Origin of the sequence: Tichowtungia aerotolerans (assembly GCF_009905215.1) — a bacterium.
Taxonomy (GTDB): domain Bacteria; phylum Verrucomicrobiota; class Kiritimatiellia; order Kiritimatiellales; family Tichowtungiaceae; genus Tichowtungia; species Tichowtungia aerotolerans.
Window position 1 is genome coordinate 3,325,906 of record NZ_CP047593.1, and the last position, 20,841, is coordinate 3,346,746.

Consider the following 20,841-nt stretch of genomic DNA (forward strand, 5'->3'; position numbering starts at 1 on the left):
ACGCGATGTCTGGATAATCGGGAGACTTTATGAGCGAACATCAGTTGAATCAGATTTCTTGGAACAAGCTGAACGGACTCGGTCCGGAAGGAAAATCGCCATACTTTCAGCAGGATGGACGGACGTTTCATGCGCTGGTGGCTCAGCAGTTCAGTCGCCCTATGCTTGAAGATCTCTGCTCGCTGGCCACCTGCGTCCGAAAAATCGCTAAAAGCCGGGAAGGGTGCAGCTTCCTGCAGAGCCGCCTGTTTGATAAACGGGCCATGCTTTATTTTGCCCAGCCGTCCACCCGTACCTATCTGTCGTTTGATTCCGCCTGCCAGACGGTCGGCCTCGACTGCATGGACGTGCGCGACAGCTCGACGTCCAGTGAGGTGAAGGGAGAATCGCCCGAGGATACGGTCCGCACATTCAGTTCCTACACCGACCTGATCATTATGCGCCACCCGGCCGGCGGTTTTGCCGAGCGGATTGCGTGGATGCTGTCCAACACCTCGCGACCGGTGCCGGTCATTAATGCCGGATCCGGCAAGGACCAGCATCCCACCCAGGCGCTGCTCGACATTTACACACTGGAGCGCAGTTTTGAAAAAATCGGCGGGATTGACGAAAAGAAAGTGGCGTTTGTCGGCGATCTCAAACGCGGGCGGACGGTGCGGTCTCTTGCGTGGCTTCTGACGCAATACGAGAATGTAAAGATGTATTTTGTCGCGCCGCAGGAGCTGCAGATCGGCGAAGATGTCCTGGCCCAGCTGGATGCCGTCGGAGTGCCGTACGAAATCTGCTATGAATTTGAAACCATCATCCCGGAGGTGGATGCCATCTACATGACCCGCATTCAGGATGAGTGGGACATCGATAATGAAAGCAGCCTGATTGACACCTCGGAATTCTATTTTACGAAGGAGTATCTGAATATTCTGAAAAAGGATGCGGTGATTATGCATCCGCTTCCGCGCCGCAAGGAAATTGATGTGGCGGTGGACAGCGATCCGCGCGCCGTCTACTGGCGTCAGGTTCGCAACGGAATGTGGATCCGCTCTGCGCTGATTCTAAGCATTTTCGGCTTAGACGGGCGTGTACGCGATTATTATAAGGAGGAAATCTCATGAAACATTTAATCTCTCTCAAGGACTGGAGCTCGGAAGATATCTTCGGAGTGCTGGATCTGGCCGCTAAAGTGAAAGCCGCTCCGGAACAGTTTGCCGATGCGCTGAAACGCAAAACACTGCTGATGATTTTTGAAAAGCCGAGCCTTCGTACCCGCATCTCGTTTGAAACGGGGATGTTCCAGCTCGGCGGACACGGCATTTATTATGATATGAGCACGTCCCCCATGGGCGGCGGAAAAGAGACGATCGAGGATTCGATCAAAGTGATCAGCCGCATGTGCGACATCGTAATGGCGCGTCTGTTTAAGCACAGCGATATTCTGGAAATGGCAGAGCACGCTTCCGTCCCGGTCATCAATGCGCTGACCGACAACTCGCATCCGTGTCAGATTCTGGCTGACCTTCAAACCATTCGGGAGAAGAAGGGCGATCTGAAAGGGCTGACGCTCGCATACCTGGGCGACGGGTTTAACAACGTGACCCATTCGCTGATGTTTGGATGCGTAAAAACCGGCATGAACGTGCGTGTCGGCTCTCCGGTCGGCCACATGCCTGATGACAGAGTGACCGAAGACTGCCAGCAAATCGCTGCCGAATCCGGATCGAACCTGCTGGTGACAAACGATGCCTCAGAAGCGGTAGCCGGCGCCGATGTGGTCTACACCGACTCATGGATGAGCTACCACATTCCAAAAGAGGAAGAAGAAGAGCGCATCAAAGTGTTTACGCCGTATCAGGTGACGGCTGAAACAATGGCACTGGCGGCCGAACATGCTATCTTCATGAACTGCCTGCCGGCGCTGCGCGGTTGCGAGCAGACTGCCGAAGTAATCGACGGTCCTCAGTCTGTGGTCTTCGACGAAGCTGAAAACCGCCTGCACGCCCAGAAAGCCGTTATGCTGAGACTTTGCGGTGCGGCCTGATGAAAGAAGCCGTCGGGGCTTATATGCACTGACACTGGACACGCTGCGCGATGATGCGCCGATTCGAAGGAATGATCGCAGGCGTTTTGTCTGCGGTGAGGTAAGGATTTTTAGAGCATGACCGGAACATATCATATTTGGACAATTGGCTGTCAGATGAACGAGGCGGACAGCCGGCATCTCGCATCGCAGTTTGAGGCGCTGGGGTTTGTGGAGACACCGAAGGCTGTAGATGCCGATATCGCGGTGCTGAACACCTGCGTGGTTCGTCAGCAGCCGGAGGACAAAGCGGTTCGAAAACTGACTGCACTCGGCGGCGTGAAGAAAAACCGGCCCGGTATGATTATTGCCTTGATGGGGTGCATGGTTGGCACGCGCGAGGCGGAGGATCTCGCGGAACGGTTTCCATTTGTGGATGTGTTTGCCGCGCCGTCACAGACCGACATGCTGGTGGACACCATTCTGCAGAACGATGCCTATCAGCATTTGAGCAAGGCGCAGATCGAGCTGGCGGATTACCGGCTGCCGGCCGTGAATCGCGATAAAGCTGTGACCGCATTTGTTCCGGTGACGCTCGGCTGTTCGCACGTTTGTTCTTATTGTGTGATTCCGCATCGCCGCGGCCCGGATCGCAGCCGCAAACCTGACGAAGTGCTGAGCGAGGTTCGAGCGCTAGCGGAGCAGGGGATCAAAGAGGTGAATCTGCTCGGTCAGATCGTCGACCGTTACGGATTTGATCTGGAAGAAGGAATCAATCTGGCTTGGCTTCTCCGGGAGGTTGCCGAAATTGACGGGATTCTGCGCGTCCGCTTTTTGACCAGCCATCCCGCCTATATGGATGAAGAGCTGATTCGCACCGTGGCTGAAACGGAAAAGGTCTGCCCGTATATTGAAATTCCTTTCCAGGCGGGGAGTGACCGCATTCTGGAATCGATGCGGCGCGGCTACACGCAGCAGGAATATCGCGATATTGTTTCCAATATTCGGAAATACATGCCTGAGGCAGCGATCAACACCGATGTGATCGTCGGTTATCCGACCGAAACCGAAGAGGATTTCCAGGAGACGATGAAGCTGGCGGAGGATCTTCGTCTGGACATGCACCATATTGCCAAATATTCGCCGCGCCCACGTACGCTTTCGTCCAGAATGGAAGATGATGTTTCGCCGGACGAAAAAGAAAGCCGCCGTGTTCGGCTCGATGACCTGGTAACGAAAATCAATGCCGAGAAGTCGGCGGAGCTGCTTGGGCAGACGGTCGAAGTTCTGGTTGAGGAATTTCAGGAAAAGAAGAATCGATGGCGCGGTCGCACGCCGCACAACAAGCTGGTCTTTTTTGAATCGAAAGAGGACTGCCTGGGTCAGCTGGTGAATGTGAAAATCAACTGGACCGGTCCGTTTTCTCTGATTGGGACGATTGCGTAGACGCACAAAAGATGCTGCTGACCCAAGACTTTCCAATGTTTGGAAAACAGCCGCAGGAAAAATGATGGGTCGCTTCAGAATCCTGCGGTTGTACTGCTACATCTTTTTTACGAGTTGAGTGCCGGCGCTATGATTCGAACGTCTTCAATGCTTTGATCCGTTCAAGAACCGGCGGGTGTGAATATTCGAGGAAAACTTTGAGCGGGTGAGGGGTCAGGTTGCTGAGATTGTCGACGGACAGTTTTTTTAGCGCAGCAATCAGGTCGCCCGGTTTTTTTGTGGTCTCGGCGGCGAAGGCATCGGCCTCGAATTCGTGTTTGCGGGACAGAATATTGCCGAGCAGGCTGAGGATCATGCTGATTGGGGCGTAAAGGAATCCAAAGAAAATGAGCCCGGCGTAGAGCGGGGTGTTTTCGAGACCAAAGGCGCTGTAAAGTCCCTGTTTGCTGATAAACAGAGACAGGATGAAAAACATGAGCAGCGAGGAGATCAGCGAAATGAGGATACTCTTTTTGATGTGACCGCGCTTGCAGTGACCGATTTCATGGGCGAGAACTCCAACCAGTTCGCCGACGGAATGGTTTTCGATCAGCGTGTCAAACAAGGCAATTCGTTTGGTTTTGCCGAAACCGGTGAAGTAGGCGTTGGATTTTGTGGACCGCTTGGAGCCGTCGATTTTAAAGATTCCACTCAGTTTGTATTTCTGAGCATCTGCAAATTCTTCGATACGGGCACGCAGTTCCCCGTCCTCGAGCGGCGTGAATTTGTTGAACAATGGCAGAATCATGACCGGTGCGATGAAAAGGATAAAGAGCTGGATGATGGACAGTGCCGCCCATGCCCACAGCCATGCCATGGGAACCGTATCAAAGATCCAGAGAACCAGCGCAAAGATGGGGGTTCCGATCAGAACTGCAAGAAGCAATCCTTTGAAGAGGTCCATCACAAAGGTTTTCGCCGTGGTTTTATTGAATCCGTATTTTTCTTCGATGACGAAGGTGCTGTAGATACTGAAAGGCAGTCCTGCAATCTGGCCGATCAGCATTAAAATGCCGCCGAAAACGAGCCCTTGCAGAATCATGTGTCCAGAAATGGACTGCGCCAGATCACTCACCCAGCGGAATCCGCCGAACAGAATGAAGGCGATCGTGAGCGGCAGCATAATCCCGGCCTGGATTTGTCCGAAACGTGTGTTGTCTTTCAGATAGTGCTGCGATTTTGCGTATTTTTCTTCATCATAGATGCCTTGGAATTCTTCCGGGATCTCGGTGGAAACATTGCGGACATTGAGTGTTTCAACAATCAGCGAAAGCAGCCAGTTGAAGATCAGAAGTGCGAGGATAAAGATCAGGTAACCGTTCATGTGTTGTTCTCCAGAATTTCGCGAAGTATACGCAAATCGCTTTTGAGCGCGAAGTTTTTTCCAGACCTTGGAACCATTTGTTGCCGAGATGCTCTTTCTATTTCTCGCCGGCGATCACTTCGGCAATGTTGAGTGCATGGTCTTTCATGCGGCGGTAGTTGTTGAGCATATCTGTATAGACCAGGCTTTTGAGGGCGGGGACCCGTTCTTCGCTGAGACGTATCAGGTGCTGGCTCCGGAAGTCTTTCATCTGGCGGGTGATCAGGTTGCCGTCGGTTTCAGCCTGACTGAGAATACCGGTATCATCGATTTGCTCGGCTTTATTGATACGCTGGATGTATTCTGAGGTGAGCGAATGCAGACTGGTCAGCTCCAGCTTGGCTTCGTCAGAGAGCGGCAGCTGGTTGTTGCGCAGTTTAATGAAGCCCTTCAGTACGTTGGCAATGTAGTCGCTGAGACTTTCATATTCATCGGCCATGCGCATCTCACGGCGAGCCTCCTCCATGACATCGTGAGGAACCTGTCCGGTGATCATTTCGCCCAGAAAAACGACGATTTCTTTCTGAACGTTATCCAGGATACCTTCATAGTGAAACAGTTTGCGTTCGAGCTCATCGAGCTGTTCATCGGATGAGATGATTTGGCCGAGCCAGCCGATCATTTTCTCGACACTGTCTGCCATGAATTTAACCTGTTTCCTGGACTGGACGATCGCCAGAGACGGGGTGTCCAGCATCCGCATATCGAAATAGGTAAGGCGGCTGATTTCATTAGCCTTTTTCTCGGGGATCATCTTTTCCACCAGTCTCGCCAGCGGCCCCATCAGCGGAAGAAAAATAACGGTATTGATCAGGTTGAAGCCGGTATGAACCAAGGCGATCTTGGCGGTGATGCTGTCCCAGCCTTCCTGTGTTTTTGCGAAGAAATCCTCCAGATAAACAAAAATTGTTTCGATCCCCTTTGTGTAGATGAAGAAAACGGGGATCAGCCATAATGTTCCGATTACATTGAAGATAATGTGGGCGTAGGCGGCGCGTTTGGCGTTGGTGGATGTCCCGAGAGATGCAAACCATGCGGTAATGGTTGTGCCGATGTTCAGGCCGAGGACCAGCGCAGCGGCGGTATCGAATCCGATGATTTCGCCCTGCGCGAGCACAATCGTGACCCCGATGGTGGCCGAGGAGGATTGGACAATCATCGTGGCAATGCACCCGAAAAACGCGCATTTAAGCACTCCAGCCATCGTGGTGGCATCCATCACAGAAAAGAGCTGCGTCAGATATGCTTTTACTTCCGGGGTTTTGAAGGCGCCGCCCATGGTCTGGAGTCCAAAGAAAACCATGCCTACGCCGAGCAGCGCCATCGCGGTATAGCGGATTCGTTCTTTTTTGGAGAACAGAAAGAAAAAAACGGCGATTCCAAGAATTGGAAGGCCGTACTTGCTGATTTTGAGCGCGATGATCCATGCGGTAACCGTGGTGCCGATGTTGGCGCCGAGAATAACGCCGATGGCCTGCATCAGGGTCATGAAGCCGCTGTTTACAAAGCCGACCACCATTACGGTTGTTACAGAGCTGGACTGAACAATGCCGGTGATCAGCGTACCGATGCAGCAGGCCATGATACGATGGTCGGTGACCGCACTGATCATTTTTCTCAGGCGGCTGCCGGCAACCGCCTGCATTCCTTCAGACATGAACTTCATGCCCAGAAGAAAAATCCCTAATCCCCCGATGACCTTAAAAAGAATATCTTGAATTGTATGCCAGTCCATTTGTTATCCCGAAAATACGTACAGAAAAACAAACTAACACAAATCCAGCAATCATCTAACAAATAATACAACGGAGTCTGCATATGAAAAATCCGCTCTGCGGAGTGCGCAAAGCGGATCTCGGCATTTTCAGTGTCAGAAAAACCTTTTACTTCTCGCCGGCAACGACTTCCGCGATGTTGAGAGCATGGTCTTTCATGCGGCGATAGAAATTCAGCATATCAGTGTAGGCCAGGCTGAAGTAGGGCGAGACTTCTTCGTTTTGCAGGCGGGTCAGGTGCTTGGATCGAAGATCTTTCATCAGTTTAACAATCGCCCCCCCCTCTGTTGTGGCCCAGGGCAGCAGTTCGGCGCTGTCATCTTTCATGTATTTGTTCACCTGAATGATGTATGCGGCGACGCGATCGTGAAGGACCAGCAGTTTTTCCAGTGCCGGTTCGTCCAGCTGCAAATTGTTGTGTTCCATCTTTTTGACGGCTTTAAGAACGTTGACGATATAATCGCTGAGGGATTCGTATTCATCGGCAAGACGCATTTGCTTGTTGGCTTTTGCGGTAATGCTGTGCGGAACCTGACCGGAAACCATATTGCTGAGGAACAGGAAAATCTCCTTCTGGACATTATCCAGAATTTCTTCGCGATGGAAAATTTTACTCTCAAGGGCGCGGGACTCTTCTGTTGAGAAGCACTCGCGTGTCTGATCCATCATCTTCTCAATACTCTCTGCCATAAAATCGAGTTGTTTTTGAGACTGCACGATTCCCAGCGCCGGGGTATCCAGCATTCGTACGTCCAGATAGGTAAGATGGCTGACCTCCTTGGTTTCTTTTTCGGGAACCAGCTTGGTAACCAGCTTTGCCAGCAGCCCGGCAAACGGAGTAAAGAGCACAACATTTGTCACATTGAAGGTTGTGTGAGTCAGAGCAATTCCTGCGGTGATGATTTGCCCGAATTTAGTCTCGTCCATGGATTCAATACCGATTTCCAACGGATTAAAACCGGTTTTGGTTTGAATCAGACCGGACAGAAAGTGAATAGCAAGGGGGAACAGGGCGACAAACCAGCAGGTTCCAAAGACATTGAAGAGCACATGGGCATAAGCGGCTCGTTTGGCGGCCGTGGTTGTGCCGAGCGATGCCAGCCACGCGGTAATGGTCGTGCCGATGTTTTCGCCCATCACAAGGGCGGCCGCGGTCTGGAACTCAATGACTCCGGTAGAGGCGAGCCCAATTGTAATCCCGAGTGTCGCAGAAGAGGACTGAACGATCATCGTCAGGATGCAGCCGACCAGCGCGCATTTAATGATTCCAAGATAGGACGTCGCCTGAAAAGTATGAAACCATGCGTTGAATTCATCAAGTCCGCGCAGCGGTTTGAAACCGTTTTTCATCAGTTCGAGTCCGAAGAAAACCATTCCCACCCCCATGATCGCCATTCCGATGTAACGAAGGTGGTCTTTTTTCGAGAACAGGAAGAAAAAGGCGGCAATTCCAAGCATTGGAAGCCCCCATTTCCCGATTTTAAGCACAAGAATCCAGCCGGTGATCGTCGTTCCGATGTTGGCACCGAAAATAACACCGATGGCCTGCATCAGGGTCATGATGCCCGAGTTGACAAAACCAACAACCATGACGGTCGTCACGGAACTGGACTGAACAAGACATGTAACCAGCAGTCCGACAATGACGCCCATAATCCGATTGTTGGTGACCGCACCGATCATTTTTCTCAGCCGGTCGCCCGAAACTGCCTGAAGCCCTTCGGACATATGTTTCATTCCAAGGAGGAATATCCCGAGTCCGCCGATTACATCCGCGACAATCTTCACAAACAGTCCAACGTCCATTACAGTTCCTTTTTAATCTGAATTAACCTGAAAAAAGCGGCCCGACTGTAGTCGGCGGGATTCAGTTAGTCAAATTCTAGCCTTGCTCTAACATAATTCTAACATTAGGCGCATAGCTTGCTCGCATCTTATAAACGGACAGGAAATGTTAAGGAAACAGATCCGCAACTTAAACGGCCGGGAACAAGAGTTTCCGACCATACGATAACCCTGAATCAGGAGAAAAACAGAATGAAGAGAATATGGATAACTGGAGCAGCTGTTGCGTTGACAGTTTCAGCCGTCTGGGCTGAAGACCCGACACTGGCTGAACTGCAGGCCCAGTTGAAAGAACTGTCTGCAAAAATTGAAAAACTGGAACGGCAGCAGGCGTCCCCGGCAGCGCCGGCTCCGTCAGCCGACCTGACCGCCCGGATTGAAAAGCTGGAAAACGGACCGAAAATTCCGGAGTGGGTCACCAACACCAAGATCAAAGGTGACCTTCGTTACCGTTATGAAAACACGGAAGTTGATGGATCAAACTCGGCTGACCGCCAGCGTGCCCGGGCCCGGATCGGCGCCTACGGCTCCGTCAACGATTACATTGATTATGGGATCCGTTTTGCCACCGGAAAAGACAGCGCAACCTCCGCGAATGAAACGCTGGGAGACGAGTTTCTCAAAGACGACGCCTACTTTGACCTCTACTACGTTGATATTCATCCGGAGCAGTTCAAGGGTGCCCATGTGATTTTGGGGAAAATGAAAAAACCATGGCTGAAAGGCAGCGGCCTGATCTGGGACGGCGACACCAACCCGGAAGGAATCGCGGTCAAATACGATAAGAAATTTGAAGACACAACATTGTTCGCCAGTGCCGGGTCCTTCGTGGTTTCAGACAATAAAGGTGATGATGCACAGCTCTGGAGCGGCCAGGCCGCTGTTGAACAATCCATCGACAGCATAAAATTTCTGGGAGGAGCCAGCCTCTATCACGTTCAGAACGGTGATGTCAGCGGATTATCTGCCGGTCAGAACCTGACCGCACAGTTTAACATCGTGGAAGGCTTTGGCTCCATCAGCGCCAAACCGTGCGGTCTTCCGGTGAAAGTGCATGGCCAGTACGCCGTAAATACCGAAGCTGTCGCCAATGACGACACCGCTTATCTGGTCGGTGTGGTCCTGGGAAAAGCCAAAGCTCCCGGAAGCTGGGAGATCGGTTATAACTGGCGCGACACCGGTCGTGATGCTGTCATCGATGCATTCAACGATTCCGATTTTGCCGGTGGCGATACCGGTTCCTACGGACATCAGGTTAAAGCGAAATACCAGATTTCCGAAAACTTCCAGGCCGCCGGAACCTACTTCAACACCGTCAATGGCGACGGCGCCGATGAAGATATGGTGCAGCTCGACCTGAACTTCAATTTTTAGGCTTCTGTTTGCTGTCTGAATCCGCCCTGTGCGGACCCCGCAGGCTTCCGGTTCCGGAGGCCTGCACTTTTTTCGAGCCTTGAACAAACGATCTCTGTTGGAAACAAATGCTCCAGAGGTTGGAAAAACAGATTCATTTGCTACGATGTCCGGCTATGAAAAAAATGCCGCGGCAACCTGAAGTTTGGAAATATGATTTGGGCGATGGCTGGGAGGCGCTGGCCGGCAAGACGGATGCCGACAACGACGTGCTCAGCCTCAAAACCGCCCGGCCCAATGACCTGTGGTTTCATGTTCACGGTATGCCCGGCAGTCATGTGATTCTTCAGGGGCCTGACGGACTGAAGCCCGATAATTCTATTGTCAAAGCGGCGGCTTCCATTGCTGCCTGGCACAGCAAAGCCCGTAATGCCGGGACGGTTCCTGTTTCCTGCACGGAATCTAAACATGTCTCCAAGCCGCGCAGAGCAAAGCCGGGAACGGTGACCATTCGCAAAGAAAAAACGGTTAAAGTTCGTCCTGGACTGCCCTGTTGACTGGGTCTGCCTGTAGTTTTATAGCGATCATTTTTAATGATTTTTTTAGATAATGGTTTGTATCTGTATGAATATTTCGCATATAGTGCGGTTTCCGATCGAAATAGGGAGTGTTTATGAATCATGAGATTATGACGATTGAAGAGGTTGCCGAGTATCTTCGGGTTTCCGAACGTACCGTTTATGACTGGGCCCAGAAAGGGCAGCTCCCTGGCGGGAAACTGGGAACAACGTGGCGTTTTAAACGGGTGGATATTGAAAAATGGGTTAATCGTCAATTGGGTACTCCTCCATCCTCGCCCTCTGCTCAGGGAGAAGACCTGCTTTCTAAGCTGCTTTCTCCGGAACGTGTGATTTTCCTGGAAGGAAACAAAAAAGAAAACGCTCTGAAAACACTTTGCGCAGCATTGGCCACTTCGCCCTCCGTTCCTAATGAACAGGAACTTTCTGCGGCCATCTTTCGTCGGGAGGAGCTGATGAGTACCGGGATCGGTTTTGGAGTGGGAGTGCCTCACGTCCGGCTTGAGGGTGTGGAAGATCTGGTGATGGCACTGGGAATTGCCCGCGAACCGCTGATTGATTATGTTTCTCTCGATGATATTCCGGTTCAGATTATCTGCATGGTGGCTGCAGAAAAGTCTCAACATCCTCAGTACATTCGTGCGCTGTCGGCCATCAGTTCCCGGTTGAAAGATGAATCGATCCGTCAGAAGCTGATTGCTTCCACAGATGCGGTTTCAGCATTTAATCTGTTTACAGGAAAGGCTCTCTAGTCATGGGACTCTTAACCATTATTGGACTTTGTATTTTCTGCGGCGTCATCGGCGCCTGGATTTTTCAGAAACTTCATATCCCGCAGGTGGTCGGTTACATCGTCATCGGGGTGTTGATCGGTGAAAGCGGGCTTCGCCTGGTCGATCATGCCGATATTCTTGCACTGCGTCCGTTCAACCTGTTTGCGCTGGGGTTAATAGGTTTTTTGGTCGGCGGAGAGCTGCACGGCTCCATCTTCAAAAAATACGGAAAACAGTTTACCGCGATTTTGCTGGGGGAAGGGCTCGCTGCGTTTTTTATGGTCGGCACAGCATCGACTCTTATTGTTCAGATGATTTGCCACGACTGGGTTCTTTCATTGGCCGCAGGCACCATTTTCGGGGCGATTGCATCTGCAACCGACCCGGCATCTACGATTGATGTGCTGTGGGAATACCGGACTGCCGGCGTACTCACCTCCGCCATCGTCGCCATTGTCGCGCTCGACGATGCGCTGGCCATGACACTTTATGGAATCGGAACCAGCGCCGCTCAAATGCTGACATCAGGGGAGGGGGCTCTGGGGACCGAAATGACCCGGGTCTTCATTGAACTGTTCGGTGCGGTGGCCCTGGGTCTTCTGGCCGGATTCTGCCTGAACCTGATTCTCCGGTTTCTTCCGCAAAAAGACCGTCGTCTCGGGCTGGCGCTCGGAGTGATTCTGCTTACCATCAGTGCTGCGGTGATCTTTAAAATGGACGTTATCCTTGCCACCATGTCCATCGGAATCCTGCTCACAAATATTGCGCCGCGCCGCAGTAAAGAGCTCTTCGCAATTGTTCGTTCCTTTTCTTCTCCGATTTATATCCTGTTCTTTGTGCTGGTCGGTGCGCGGCTCGGTATCCGTGATATGCCTTTGTGGCTCTGGTGGCTGGTGGCGGCCTATGTCATCATGCGCAGCCTCGGAAAATGGATTGGATCGTATTGGGGCGGACGATTGTCCAGGGCGGAGCCGGTGGTCAGCCGCTATATGGGCCTGACTCTGTTCGCGCAGGGAGGTGTGGCGGTCGGTCTGTCCATTATGGCTTCGCAGCACCTGAATGACATTGCCGTTACCGACACCATGTCTCTGGGGGATATGATCGTCTTCACCGTTACGGCGACCACTCTGGTGGTGCAGCTGGTCGGGCCGCCATGCACGCGCGCTGCGGTGCGCGCTGCCAAAGAAATTGACCGCAATATCACTGAAGAAGATGTGATTGCCGAATTGACGGTCGGCGATGTGATGAATCCGGATGTGCAGCCGATTCCGGAAGATCTGCCTTTGTCCATCGTGCTTCAGCGTTTCACCGATAACGACGCGCTGGTGTACCCGGTGGTTTCCACCGAAGGTCGTATTCTGGGTGTGCTCACCTTTGAATCTCTTAAAGAACTGCTCGGCGATTCCGGCAGCTGGCAATGGCTGGTCGCCAGCGATGTGATGCAGCCGGTTGAAGAAAAAACAAGGCAACCCGCCAAGCTGGCTGAGGTGCTTGATGACATGAACCGTATGCAGATTGAAGCGCTGCCGGTGACTCGCGGTGACGGCACTGACTCTGCCGTCGGCGTGCTTGATCTTCGCTACGCCCGCCGCCGTATTCGCGAAGAGCTTATTCATCGCACCTCAGCGGCTTGATTTGTCCGGATCCGAAAACAAAACAGTGTTTGCAAGATCGTTTTCCAAACCTTGGAAAACCGAGACAAATCACTTGGCATAAGACGGTTGGATCATATACTCGACGATAATATCCAACGTGGAGAACTTTAATGGATTCCGGCGAACGCAGTAAATTCGACAGTACAGCCCGGCCCGGCAGCGTTGCGTATAAAACGCTTGGACTGGTAATCGGCTCCGCAATCATCGGTTCTGCGGTAACTGTCCTTTTTCTGCGCATTGCTGAAGGCGGAGCTGAGACCTTTTCGACAGCCAGCCTGATGGGGTTCTTTTTTATGGTCGTTCTCGCGACGTCCGCGACCGCGCTCGCGCTCTCAGCCATTTCTCTCAGTCGTGCAGCCGAACGAACCATGAATCAGAAATCGCGCGAGATCAGCGAAATGCAGGTGCAGGTGGCAACGCAGGCCGCAAAGACAATGGGGCTGCTTGAAGAGTCTGCGCTGCTGGTTGGTGAAGAAATTGTCAAATCTGTTTGCGAGCGGTTTGACATGTTTCGTGATGACATTCGCACGGAACTTCCGAGACGCGAGGTGATTCGAACAGATGTGACGGAGGCTGTTAAACAAGCCTTGTCAGCCATCCATGTTGCTTCGTCAGAGAAACCGGTTAAAGAGAGGGTAGAACCCTCGACTGCGGTTGTGGTGGAAAAACCACCGCCGGAAAAACCTGAAATGTCACCGGAAGAAGCTGAAGAAATGGCGGATAAAAAATACGGTGATTTTAAAGACATTGTTCTGCTTGGCATTGCCAACTATCCCGGAGTCATTGCCCGGAAAATTGGAGAGGGGCACTACCGAACAGAGGGCGATGAGCTGGCAGACGGCGCGTTCACCATTAAGCATGACAGTGTAGCCGTGTGCACCTTTGCTACCGGCGATGTGATGGAATCCCGTTTTTTAGGAAAAACCGGAGACAGTTTTTCCGATTTTCTGAAATCGCTGTTTAACGAGTTGAAGAAAAAACATTTCACCCGGGTGTTTTTTGTTTTCGATGGTGTATTAACCAACGTCAGCCCTTATTCCAAAGCCCTGAATGCATTCCGGTCCTGCATTGACGCGGGGACTTTTGCTCAGTTTGAGCTTTTCGAAGGGTCTCCGGAAACGGTCATCCCGGAATTAACCGAGCGGGTCAGCCAGTTGATGGCTCTGGAAGCTGAACAAGAAATGGATGCTCCGCCGCTGTCGTTTCGGGAACAGATGCTGGCCAGCGGGTCTGAAGGCTGACCGTGTGAAAAGGCTCTGAAGTGCCGGTTTTTCCGAACCTTGGAAAAGCCGGCTTTTATTTTTACATTTGAAAACTCAATGATGAAAACAAACCAAGAGAAAATCAGCGTCAGCTACCGCGATCTGTTTCAGGTGGCGCTTCCGCTGATTATCACATCAGCCTCTTTTACCCTGCTTCATTTCTGCGACCGGATGTTCCTGAGCTGGTACAGTCCGGTTTCGATTCAGGCCGTAGTGCCGGCCGGGATTCTTTCGTTTACGCTGATCAGCTTTTTTATGGCTCTTTGTTCCATCGCGAACAGTTTCGTCGCGCAGTATTACGGAGCTGGGGATCGGGAAAACTGCAGCCGGTCGGTTGCTCAATCGATATTTATGGCCTGTATGTCGGCCCCGCTGATCTGGCTGCTGATTCCGGTGGGCATTTGGATGATTTCCGCCAGCGGCCATGCCCCGGAGGTATTTGAAGAAGAGAAGGTTTATCTTTCCATTTTAATGATCGGCGGCTTCAACGCTCCGCTTACGGCCGCCACGGGCAGCTTTTACAGTGGTCGCGGGAAAACCCGCATCATCATGCTTGTCCACCTGATCGGAAACAGTGTGAACGTGGTGTTGAACTGGTTTTTGATTTTCGGGCACGGACCGTTTCCTGAGCTTGGAATTCGCGGTGCCGCTCTGGCCAGTCTGATTGCCGGATTTGTGGCGCCAAGCATTTTGCTGGCTCTTTATTTTTCAAATAAAAACAACACCAGCTATTTCTCCCGCCGCACACTGCGGCTCGATCGAAAACTTTTCCAGAGAATGCTTCGATTCGGGCTTCCGTCCGGAGTGCATATGGTTCTGGATGTTGGATCCTTTTCGCTGTTTGTTCTGCTGTTGGGTCGATTAGGGGAAGTCTCTTTTCTGGCCAGCAACATCGTGCTCAGTGTTAATATGATCGCCTTCATGCCGTCGATTGGAATCGGACAGGCGGCGTCCGTTCTGGTCGGCCAGTGCATGGGCCGGCGCGATCCCGCCGAGGCCGAATCCGCGGCCTGGAAAGCATGGAAAGTCGGTGCGGTTTATACTTTGATTACAGTCACGACGTTTGTGCTTTTTCCTGAGTTTTACATTCGGATGTTTGCTCGAGGTGAAGCGGTATTCGGAGAGGTGTTTTCAACGGCTCGTCTGCTGCTGCTGTTTGCGGCTGCCTGGGGGGTGATGGAAGCGACCAATGCGGTTTTATCCGGCGCGCTGCGAGGAGCCGGTGACACACATTTTGTCATGTGGTTCCACACGACGGTGGCCTGGGGATTTTTTGCACTGGGCGAAGCGACGATTGTGCTCGTTTTGAAAGGAAGTGTTTATGCGTGCTGGGGGTGGGCCATTGCTTATTTCGCGCTGTTGGCGTTAGGCTGGATCTGGCGAATGAAAACCGACCGATGGAAGCGGATTGAGCTGATTGAGCGAACGTCGTCGGAGGTGGAGCAATCGGGCGGGGTTCCGGTTTAGACGACCGGCCGGGGCCATGTTTGAATCGTGTGCAGAATTTCGCGCACCCAGCTGCATTCACATTCGACTGGGCAGGAGGCCAGACATCCTTCCCGCATACATTTCCCGGGACAGTTCTCGGTCTGTTTGGTTTGTGCGGAAAGAATGGGGCGGTCCGTAAGAGAAACAAACTTTTTTACGGGAATTGCCAATGATGTGCCGCAGGTTTCAGTGGCGTGGGTAAAGATGAACAATCCACCAACCAAATTTTCAAAATGAGCCTGATACCCCGCGAGTCGGAGTTCCGAATCATTTAAAAAACTCTCTATTGTCGGCCATGTATGGCTGCAGGTTGGACAGATCTTAAACACGCCATCCCCTTTTTTATTTGTGACTTTGACTATCATATTTAAAATCGGGTGTCTCTCTGTATTTCACAGTATTTAAAGATACAGAAATAAAAAGCCCCGCCGGTCAGGCGAGGCTTTCAATGTGAAAAGCGGAAGGAGCTTTTAGTGAGATACGTCCACTTTAGATCCTTTGGCCTGACCGATATCTGCAAGCAGTTCGCCGAACCACGGCGCGTCGATGTCGAACGGTTTTCCGCCGGCAATACGCGGGAATTCGCAGGCGCGCAATTCGTCGTTTTTATCTTCATCTTCACCGATCACTCCGCCGATTCCGGCAAGCGCACATTCAACCGCTTTGTCGCAGCAGGCGAGAATCAGGTTCAGGTCGGCTTCGTTGGAAGCAGCTGCACGGCTGAAATATCCGGATTTCTGAATCAGGACTTTTTCTGCATTAAGCAGTTTGGCGAACTGTTTGCCGAACCATGCACCGGGATTGACCGCATCAAGTTTGACGTGGCCGAATGCATCGCGCGGAACCACCTCGCCGGCAGCTTCCATTTCGGCAACAATTTCTTCTACGCCGGCACCTTCAGAAATGAAGATGTTTACGTTGTCGACATCGTCCATCACCTTTTTAAGGCGAGCAGCTTCAGCCTGAATGTCGATTGCCATTTCCGGAACAAAAACAGCGTGAACATCCTTGCGTACTTTGGAGAGACCAACCTGCGGGAGAAAATCGAGTTCCTCGAGTTTTTCGTGATAAACTTTTGCGGTTTCAGCGGTCAGCCATCCGCAGTTTCGGCCCATCACTTCGTGGATGATCAGCATGCGCGGGTTGGCATTGTGTTCAGCCACAACGTTGGCAAAATATTTGGCGCCTTCTTCGGCAGCGGTCCATGCGCCGAGGGACTGTTTGATCGGGTAAACGTCGTTGTCGATGGTTTTGGGCAGGCCAACCACGATCAGCTCGTAGTCATTCTCTGCGAGGTAGGCGGCAAGATCAGCAGCGGTCGTATTGGTGTCGTCGCCGCCAATGGTGTGCAATACATCCACGCCGTCTTTGACCAACTGGCTGGCAGCCACTTCGAGAGGGTTTTCACCGGGTTTGACCAGTCCGCGTTTTTCGCAGTCTTTAACGTTGGTGAGTTTGACGCGACTGTTTCCAATGGGACTTCCTCCGTGCTTGTAAAGGACCGTAGCCTTTTCGCGGATTTCTGGAGTCACGGCAATGGATTCGCCGAGCAGCAGGCCTTTGTAGCCGCCTGTGTAGCAGATAATTTCGATTTCAGGATGGTCTTTGCTGTAGCGCTCAATCAGTCCGCCAATGGCTGAGGAAAGACAGGGGGCCAGGCCGCCGGCAGTCAGGATTGCAACTTTTTTTACTTCTTTCATCTAAGAGTCCTTTCGGTTCGTTTCAAAATGAGCCGCCCATGATGGGAATTTCCGTCTGCAAAACAAGGCTAAAAAGCGTTTCTTGTTATTGACTTACTCCCCGCGAGCCGTTTAAATCCGCCCCTTGTTCCGCGAAAGGATTATCACGTATGTGAACGCCTGATCTGAGTTTTGCAAAACAGGCGGCCCGCAAGGGCTTAATTAGACGGAACACAGGTACAACAGAAACCAAATGGAGAAAGTAAATGAAGTATACCGGACCGAAAATTAAGAAGTCCCGTCGTCTGGGAGTCGCCCTGACACCGAAAGCTGAGAAATATCTGGAACGCCGCCCGCATCCTCCGGGACAGCATGGTCCGTCGCGCCGTCGCGGAAAACTCTCTGACTATGGTAAACAGCTGATTGAAAAACAGCGTCTGCAGTATCAGTACAACCTGAGCGAAAAACAGGTTCGTAAATACTACCAGGCTGCTTCCCGCAAACAGGGTAACACTTCTGATATCCTTCTGCAGCTGATCGAAACCCGTCTGGACGCTCTCGTACTGCGTTCCGGTTTCGCTCGTTCAATCTATCAGGCCCGTCAGCTCGTTTCCCACGCTCATTTCCGCGTGAACGGCAAAAAGTGCAATATCCCGTCTTACGCAGTGCGTGTCGGCGATGTGATCACCGTGCGTGACAAAAGCCGTGACCTCGATATCTTCCCGGCTGCTCAGCAGATCTCCACCACACCGGAATATCTGACTGTGGATGATAAAAAACTGACTGCGACCCTGAGTCGCCTGCCGGAGCACGGCGAAGTGCCGGTGCAGTGCGAAGTCTCGCTTGTGGTTGAGTTTTACTCCCGCTAAAAGCAGCTTATCGTCTGCAGAAAGCCTCCGCTACGGCGGGGGCTTTTTTGTGTCTATGAAACGCTTGCGAACATTGGAAATTCATGTGCTCCTAATGTTTCTCTCATCATTTTCTAACAAACGGGCGGCATTCTGAGGGGGTAATCAGCAATAAAGGAACCTCCGTCTGGATGAATGCAGCAACACAAACCGGTCTTTCGAAACGCGGCCTCGTCATGAGCGCAAGTGCCAGTCGCTGGCGGCGCATCGGCGCAGTATTGGGGCAGGGATTTCTCTTTTCCGTCACCTCGCTGTCGACTTTGGCAGTGTTCTTTATTTTCTACTTTATCGCAAAAGACGCCATTCCGTTTTTCCAGCTGGAAGGCTTCCAGGAGTTTTTCACATCGACGCGCTGGTATCCGTCCGGACATCCGGCAGAATTCGGCACACTGGCCATCTTTTTCGGTACCGGTCTGGTTACGCTTGGTGCAGTGCTTGTTGCGGTGCCGCTCGGGGTGGCAGCCGCGGTTTGTCTGAGTGATGTTCTTCCGTTTAATGCCCGTCAGATTGTAAAGCCGGTTATTGAAATTCTGGCCGCCATTCCGTCCGTAGCATACGGTTTTTTCGCCTTGGTGGTGTTTGCTCCATTGCTGCAGAATAAGGGAGGAATCGTACTTTCCGTTGGAGCATGGCTTATTCTGGCGCCCGTTCTTGCTTTAGTCGTGGTGGTTCTAAGCGATCTGATTTCAGATCGTTGTTCGGATCTGATGAAAGACACGGTGCGCTGGACGGCCATCCTTGTTCTCGGGGGTGGTGCATTGTATGCAATGACCGTGCTGGGACATCGTCTCAGCGGTATTGAAATTATGAGCGGGGCCAATGCGCTGAACGTCTCAATCATTCTCGGCATCATGGCTCTTCCAACGGTAGTCAGCGTGTCTGAAGATGCCCTGCAGGCCGCCGGCCGCGAACTGCGCGAAGGCAGTTATGCGCTGGGTGCGACCCGCGCCGAAACGATTCTGAAAACCATTATTCCCGCATCGGTCAGCGGAATTCTTGCGGCAGTGATTCTCGGCGTTATGCGGGCTATCGGCGAGACCATGGTGGTCTGGATGGCGTCCGGTAATGCAGCCCGCATTCCGGAGCCGTGGTACAATATGCTGGAACCGGTTCGTACGCTGACTGCAACAATTGCCGGAGATATGGGAGAGGCTGACCATGTGACCGGTTCGTCTCGTTTTCACGTATTATTCGCGATGGCATTATGCCTTCTCGCCTTCTCCTTCATTATGAATCTGGCCAGCGAATCGATTGTCCGGCGTTCTCGCAAAAAACTTGGAAAATAAATGAGACTGGAAACCCGCAAGTTATTGGATCGTGCTTTTTCCGGTGCCGGGCTGATTGCAATCGGTGTGATGGCGTTGGTGCTGGTGATTATTCTGGCCCCGATTGTCAGCAAAGGAACCGGAGCGTTTGTTTTTCGGGGAACCATCGAACATCGCAAGGTCATGTTTGACCAGTGGGGCCGCGGGAATCCTGAAAAGTTTGACGCGGAGAAAGAAGAAGTCTCTGCCGCTCGACAGCCGGTTTACGACATGCTGTCCCGGTTTGAGGCGGACCTGGATGAGATGCCTCGTTCGGATCGTCGCCCTTACAAAAAACCGTTTCGCGAACTGGAAAAAGCGCTGGCGGGCCTGCTGGGGCCAGCTCCCGGGGAACGAACGCCGGTGCTGATTCGCCAGCAGTACGGAGCGACTCGCTGGGACCGGGCGCAGATCAAGCTGGATGAAGTACTGTATACCCAGGATTGGGATTATTCCAATCCGGATGCGCTGGGCGTGCTGGTGAAAACGCCCCGAAAAGAAGCCTTTGAAAATACATCGCTGGAGCCGCTGTTCGGATATCTTGAAGAACATGTGGAGGAGATGCTGCGCCCGCGGATGACATTCTACTGGCAGTTTCTTACCGACACATCAAAGGACTCTCATATTTTCGGAGGAATCGGGCCGGAGGTTCTGGGGACGATTTATTTGACGATCGGAGCAATGATTTTTGCGATTCCCATGGGAGTGATTGCAGCCATCTATCTGTGTGAATATGCCAAAGAGGGCCGGGTGATCGGTTTTCTCAGAACCTGCATCAGTACGCTGGCCGGTGTGCCGAGTATTGTTTTCGGTTTGTTCGGTCTGGCGTTCTTTCTGAATACGATTCATGTATCGGACTCGAAAAGCGTGCTGGCTGGTTCATTGACACTGTCTCTGCTGATTCTGCCAACGGTGATTCGTGCTTCAGAAGAGTCCATCCTTTCTGTTCCAAAAGCTTACAAAGAAGCTGCGTTGAGCCTGGGAGCCGGACGATGGCACACGGTGCTGACGGTTATTCTGCCGGCAGCCCTTCCCGGGATTCTGACCGGCGTGGTGATCAGCATGGGCCGGGCGGCGGGCGAAACCGCTCCCATCATCTTTACGGCCGCGGTCAGCGTCGGACGTCCGTTGCTTCCATCTCAGGCATTGTCACAACCGACTCCGGCGCTTCCCTGGAATATTTATAACCTCTGTACTGAACATGAGGCGGTGGATGAAATCCGGCATGTTCAGTACGGTATGGTTTTCACGTTGGTTGCATTGGTGCTGCTGCTTAATGTGTTCGCGATTGTAATGCGCGCAAAGATTTCAAAAAAACTCCGCGGATAAGGAGACGGATCGATGAATGAGAAAATTAAA

16 protein-coding genes are annotated in these 20,841 nt (G+C 52.1%); 12 read left to right on the forward strand and 4 right to left on the reverse strand.

Translation table 11 applies throughout. The annotated features are described in order from the left end of the window. The first annotated feature begins 29 nt into the window (after positions 1-29). The 3 genes from pyrB (at position 30) to miaB (ending at position 3,460) form a co-directional block, all read left to right on the forward strand. Complete coding sequence (pyrB, locus tag GT409_RS13545) at positions 30-1,112, forward strand: aspartate carbamoyltransferase (RefSeq protein WP_160629594.1); 1,083 nt, start codon at positions 30-32, stop codon at positions 1,110-1,112. Further along, complete coding sequence (gene argF / locus GT409_RS13550) at positions 1,109-2,035, forward strand: ornithine carbamoyltransferase (protein ID WP_160629595.1); 927 nt, start codon at positions 1,109-1,111, stop codon at positions 2,033-2,035. The genes pyrB and argF overlap by 4 nt, the downstream gene beginning before the upstream one ends. A 117-nt stretch (positions 2,036-2,152) precedes the next feature. Next, positions 2,153-3,460, forward strand: a complete 1,308-nt coding sequence (miaB, locus tag GT409_RS13555; protein ID WP_160629596.1) for a tRNA (N6-isopentenyl adenosine(37)-C2)-methylthiotransferase MiaB — start codon at positions 2,153-2,155, stop codon at positions 3,458-3,460. 127 nt (positions 3,461-3,587) lie between these two features. Here miaB and GT409_RS13560 read toward each other — a convergent pair whose 3' ends face one another. The 3 genes from GT409_RS13560 to GT409_RS13570 all read right to left on the reverse strand — a co-directional run bounded on the left by GT409_RS13560 (position 3,588) and on the right by GT409_RS13570 (position 8,443). After that, positions 3,588-4,823: a M48 family metallopeptidase gene (locus tag GT409_RS13560; RefSeq protein ID WP_160629597.1), complete on the reverse strand. Its 1,236-nt coding sequence runs from the start codon at positions 4,821-4,823 to the stop codon at positions 3,588-3,590. A gap of 97 nt (positions 4,824-4,920) precedes the next feature. Then, a complete protein-coding gene (locus GT409_RS13565) occupies positions 4,921-6,528 on the reverse strand; it encodes a Na/Pi cotransporter family protein (protein WP_233231566.1) in 1,608 nt (535 codons plus the stop codon). Between the two features lie 217 nt (positions 6,529-6,745). Continuing rightward, entirely contained in the window at positions 6,746-8,443 is a 1,698-nt protein-coding gene (locus GT409_RS13570) for a Na/Pi cotransporter family protein (RefSeq protein WP_160629599.1), read from the reverse strand. A 231-nt stretch (positions 8,444-8,674) separates the two neighbouring features. On the opposite strand from GT409_RS13570, the gene GT409_RS13575 reads away from it, so the two are divergent. The 6 genes from GT409_RS13575 (at position 8,675) to GT409_RS13600 (ending at position 15,570) form a co-directional block, all read left to right on the forward strand. Further along, positions 8,675-9,856 carry a putative porin gene (locus GT409_RS13575; RefSeq protein ID WP_160629600.1) on the forward strand — a complete coding sequence of 394 codons (1,182 nt, stop codon included), beginning with the start codon at positions 8,675-8,677 and terminating at the stop codon, positions 9,854-9,856. 155 nt (positions 9,857-10,011) lie between these two features. Beyond that, positions 10,012-10,392, forward strand: coding sequence for an NFACT RNA binding domain-containing protein (locus GT409_RS13580; protein WP_233231567.1), 381 nt, complete (start codon positions 10,012-10,014; stop codon positions 10,390-10,392). A 116-nt stretch (positions 10,393-10,508) separates the two neighbouring features. Further along, positions 10,509-11,165: a PTS sugar transporter subunit IIA gene (locus GT409_RS13585; RefSeq protein WP_160629601.1), complete on the forward strand. Its 657-nt coding sequence runs from the start codon at positions 10,509-10,511 to the stop codon at positions 11,163-11,165. A 2-nt stretch (positions 11,166-11,167) separates the two neighbouring features. After that, positions 11,168-12,820 (forward strand): cation:proton antiporter domain-containing protein, encoded by a 1,653-nt coding sequence (locus GT409_RS13590; RefSeq protein WP_160629602.1) that lies wholly within the window; start codon positions 11,168-11,170, stop codon positions 12,818-12,820. A 131-nt stretch (positions 12,821-12,951) separates the two neighbouring features. Next, a complete protein-coding gene (locus tag GT409_RS13595; RefSeq protein ID WP_160629603.1) occupies positions 12,952-14,082 on the forward strand; it encodes a hypothetical protein in 1,131 nt (376 codons plus the stop codon). 78 nt (positions 14,083-14,160) lie between these two features. Further along, complete coding sequence (locus GT409_RS13600; protein ID WP_160629604.1) at positions 14,161-15,570, forward strand: MATE family efflux transporter; 1,410 nt, start codon at positions 14,161-14,163, stop codon at positions 15,568-15,570. Between the two features lie 491 nt (positions 15,571-16,061). On the opposite strand, the gene GT409_RS13605 is transcribed toward GT409_RS13600, so the two are convergent. After that, the gene (locus tag GT409_RS13605; protein ID WP_160629605.1) at positions 16,062-17,291 is read right to left on the reverse strand and encodes a pyrophosphate--fructose-6-phosphate 1-phosphotransferase; all 1,230 of its coding nucleotides are present in this window, start codon (positions 17,289-17,291) and stop codon (positions 16,062-16,064) included. A 245-nt stretch (positions 17,292-17,536) separates the two neighbouring features. On the opposite strand from GT409_RS13605, the gene rpsD reads away from it, so the two are divergent. The 3 genes from rpsD to pstA all read left to right on the forward strand — a co-directional run bounded on the left by rpsD (position 17,537) and on the right by pstA (position 20,811). Then, positions 17,537-18,139 carry a 30S ribosomal protein S4 gene (gene rpsD / locus GT409_RS13610; protein ID WP_160629606.1) on the forward strand — a complete coding sequence of 201 codons (603 nt, stop codon included), beginning with the start codon at positions 17,537-17,539 and terminating at the stop codon, positions 18,137-18,139. A gap of 170 nt (positions 18,140-18,309) precedes the next feature. Beyond that, positions 18,310-19,464 carry a PstC family ABC transporter permease gene (locus tag GT409_RS13615; protein WP_160629607.1) on the forward strand — a complete coding sequence of 385 codons (1,155 nt, stop codon included), beginning with the start codon at positions 18,310-18,312 and terminating at the stop codon, positions 19,462-19,464. Then, entirely contained in the window at positions 19,465-20,811 is a 1,347-nt protein-coding gene (gene pstA / locus GT409_RS13620) for a phosphate ABC transporter permease PstA (protein WP_160629608.1), read from the forward strand. Positions 20,812-20,841 lie beyond the last annotated feature (30 nt).

Bases quoted from the DNA above. Each gene is read 5' to 3' on its own strand.
- pyrB (WP_160629594.1), top strand. From the start codon at position 30: ATGAGCGAACATCAGTTGAATCAGATTTCTTGGAACAAGCTGAACGGA.
- argF (WP_160629595.1), top strand. From the start codon at position 1,109: ATGAAACATTTAATCTCTCTCAAGGACTGGAGCTCGGAAGATATCTTC.
- miaB (WP_160629596.1), top strand. From the start codon at position 2,153: ATGACCGGAACATATCATATTTGGACAATTGGCTGTCAGATGAACGAG.
- GT409_RS13560 (WP_160629597.1), bottom strand. From the start codon at position 4,823: ATGAACGGTTACCTGATCTTTATCCTCGCACTTCTGATCTTCAACTGG.
- GT409_RS13565 (WP_233231566.1), bottom strand. From the start codon at position 6,528: ATGAAGTTCATGTCTGAAGGAATGCAGGCGGTTGCCGGCAGCCGCCTG.
- GT409_RS13570 (WP_160629599.1), bottom strand. From the start codon at position 8,443: ATGGACGTTGGACTGTTTGTGAAGATTGTCGCGGATGTAATCGGCGGA.
- GT409_RS13575 (WP_160629600.1), top strand. From the start codon at position 8,675: ATGAAGAGAATATGGATAACTGGAGCAGCTGTTGCGTTGACAGTTTCA.
- GT409_RS13580 (WP_233231567.1), top strand. From the start codon at position 10,012: ATGAAAAAAATGCCGCGGCAACCTGAAGTTTGGAAATATGATTTGGGC.
- GT409_RS13585 (WP_160629601.1), top strand. From the start codon at position 10,509: ATGAATCATGAGATTATGACGATTGAAGAGGTTGCCGAGTATCTTCGG.
- GT409_RS13590 (WP_160629602.1), top strand. From the start codon at position 11,168: ATGGGACTCTTAACCATTATTGGACTTTGTATTTTCTGCGGCGTCATC.
- GT409_RS13595 (WP_160629603.1), top strand. From the start codon at position 12,952: ATGGATTCCGGCGAACGCAGTAAATTCGACAGTACAGCCCGGCCCGGC.
- GT409_RS13600 (WP_160629604.1), top strand. From the start codon at position 14,161: ATGATGAAAACAAACCAAGAGAAAATCAGCGTCAGCTACCGCGATCTG.
- GT409_RS13605 (WP_160629605.1), bottom strand. From the start codon at position 17,291: ATGAAAGAAGTAAAAAAAGTTGCAATCCTGACTGCCGGCGGCCTGGCC.
- rpsD (WP_160629606.1), top strand. From the start codon at position 17,537: ATGAAGTATACCGGACCGAAAATTAAGAAGTCCCGTCGTCTGGGAGTC.
- GT409_RS13615 (WP_160629607.1), top strand. From the start codon at position 18,310: ATGAATGCAGCAACACAAACCGGTCTTTCGAAACGCGGCCTCGTCATG.
- pstA (WP_160629608.1), top strand. From the start codon at position 19,465: ATGAGACTGGAAACCCGCAAGTTATTGGATCGTGCTTTTTCCGGTGCC.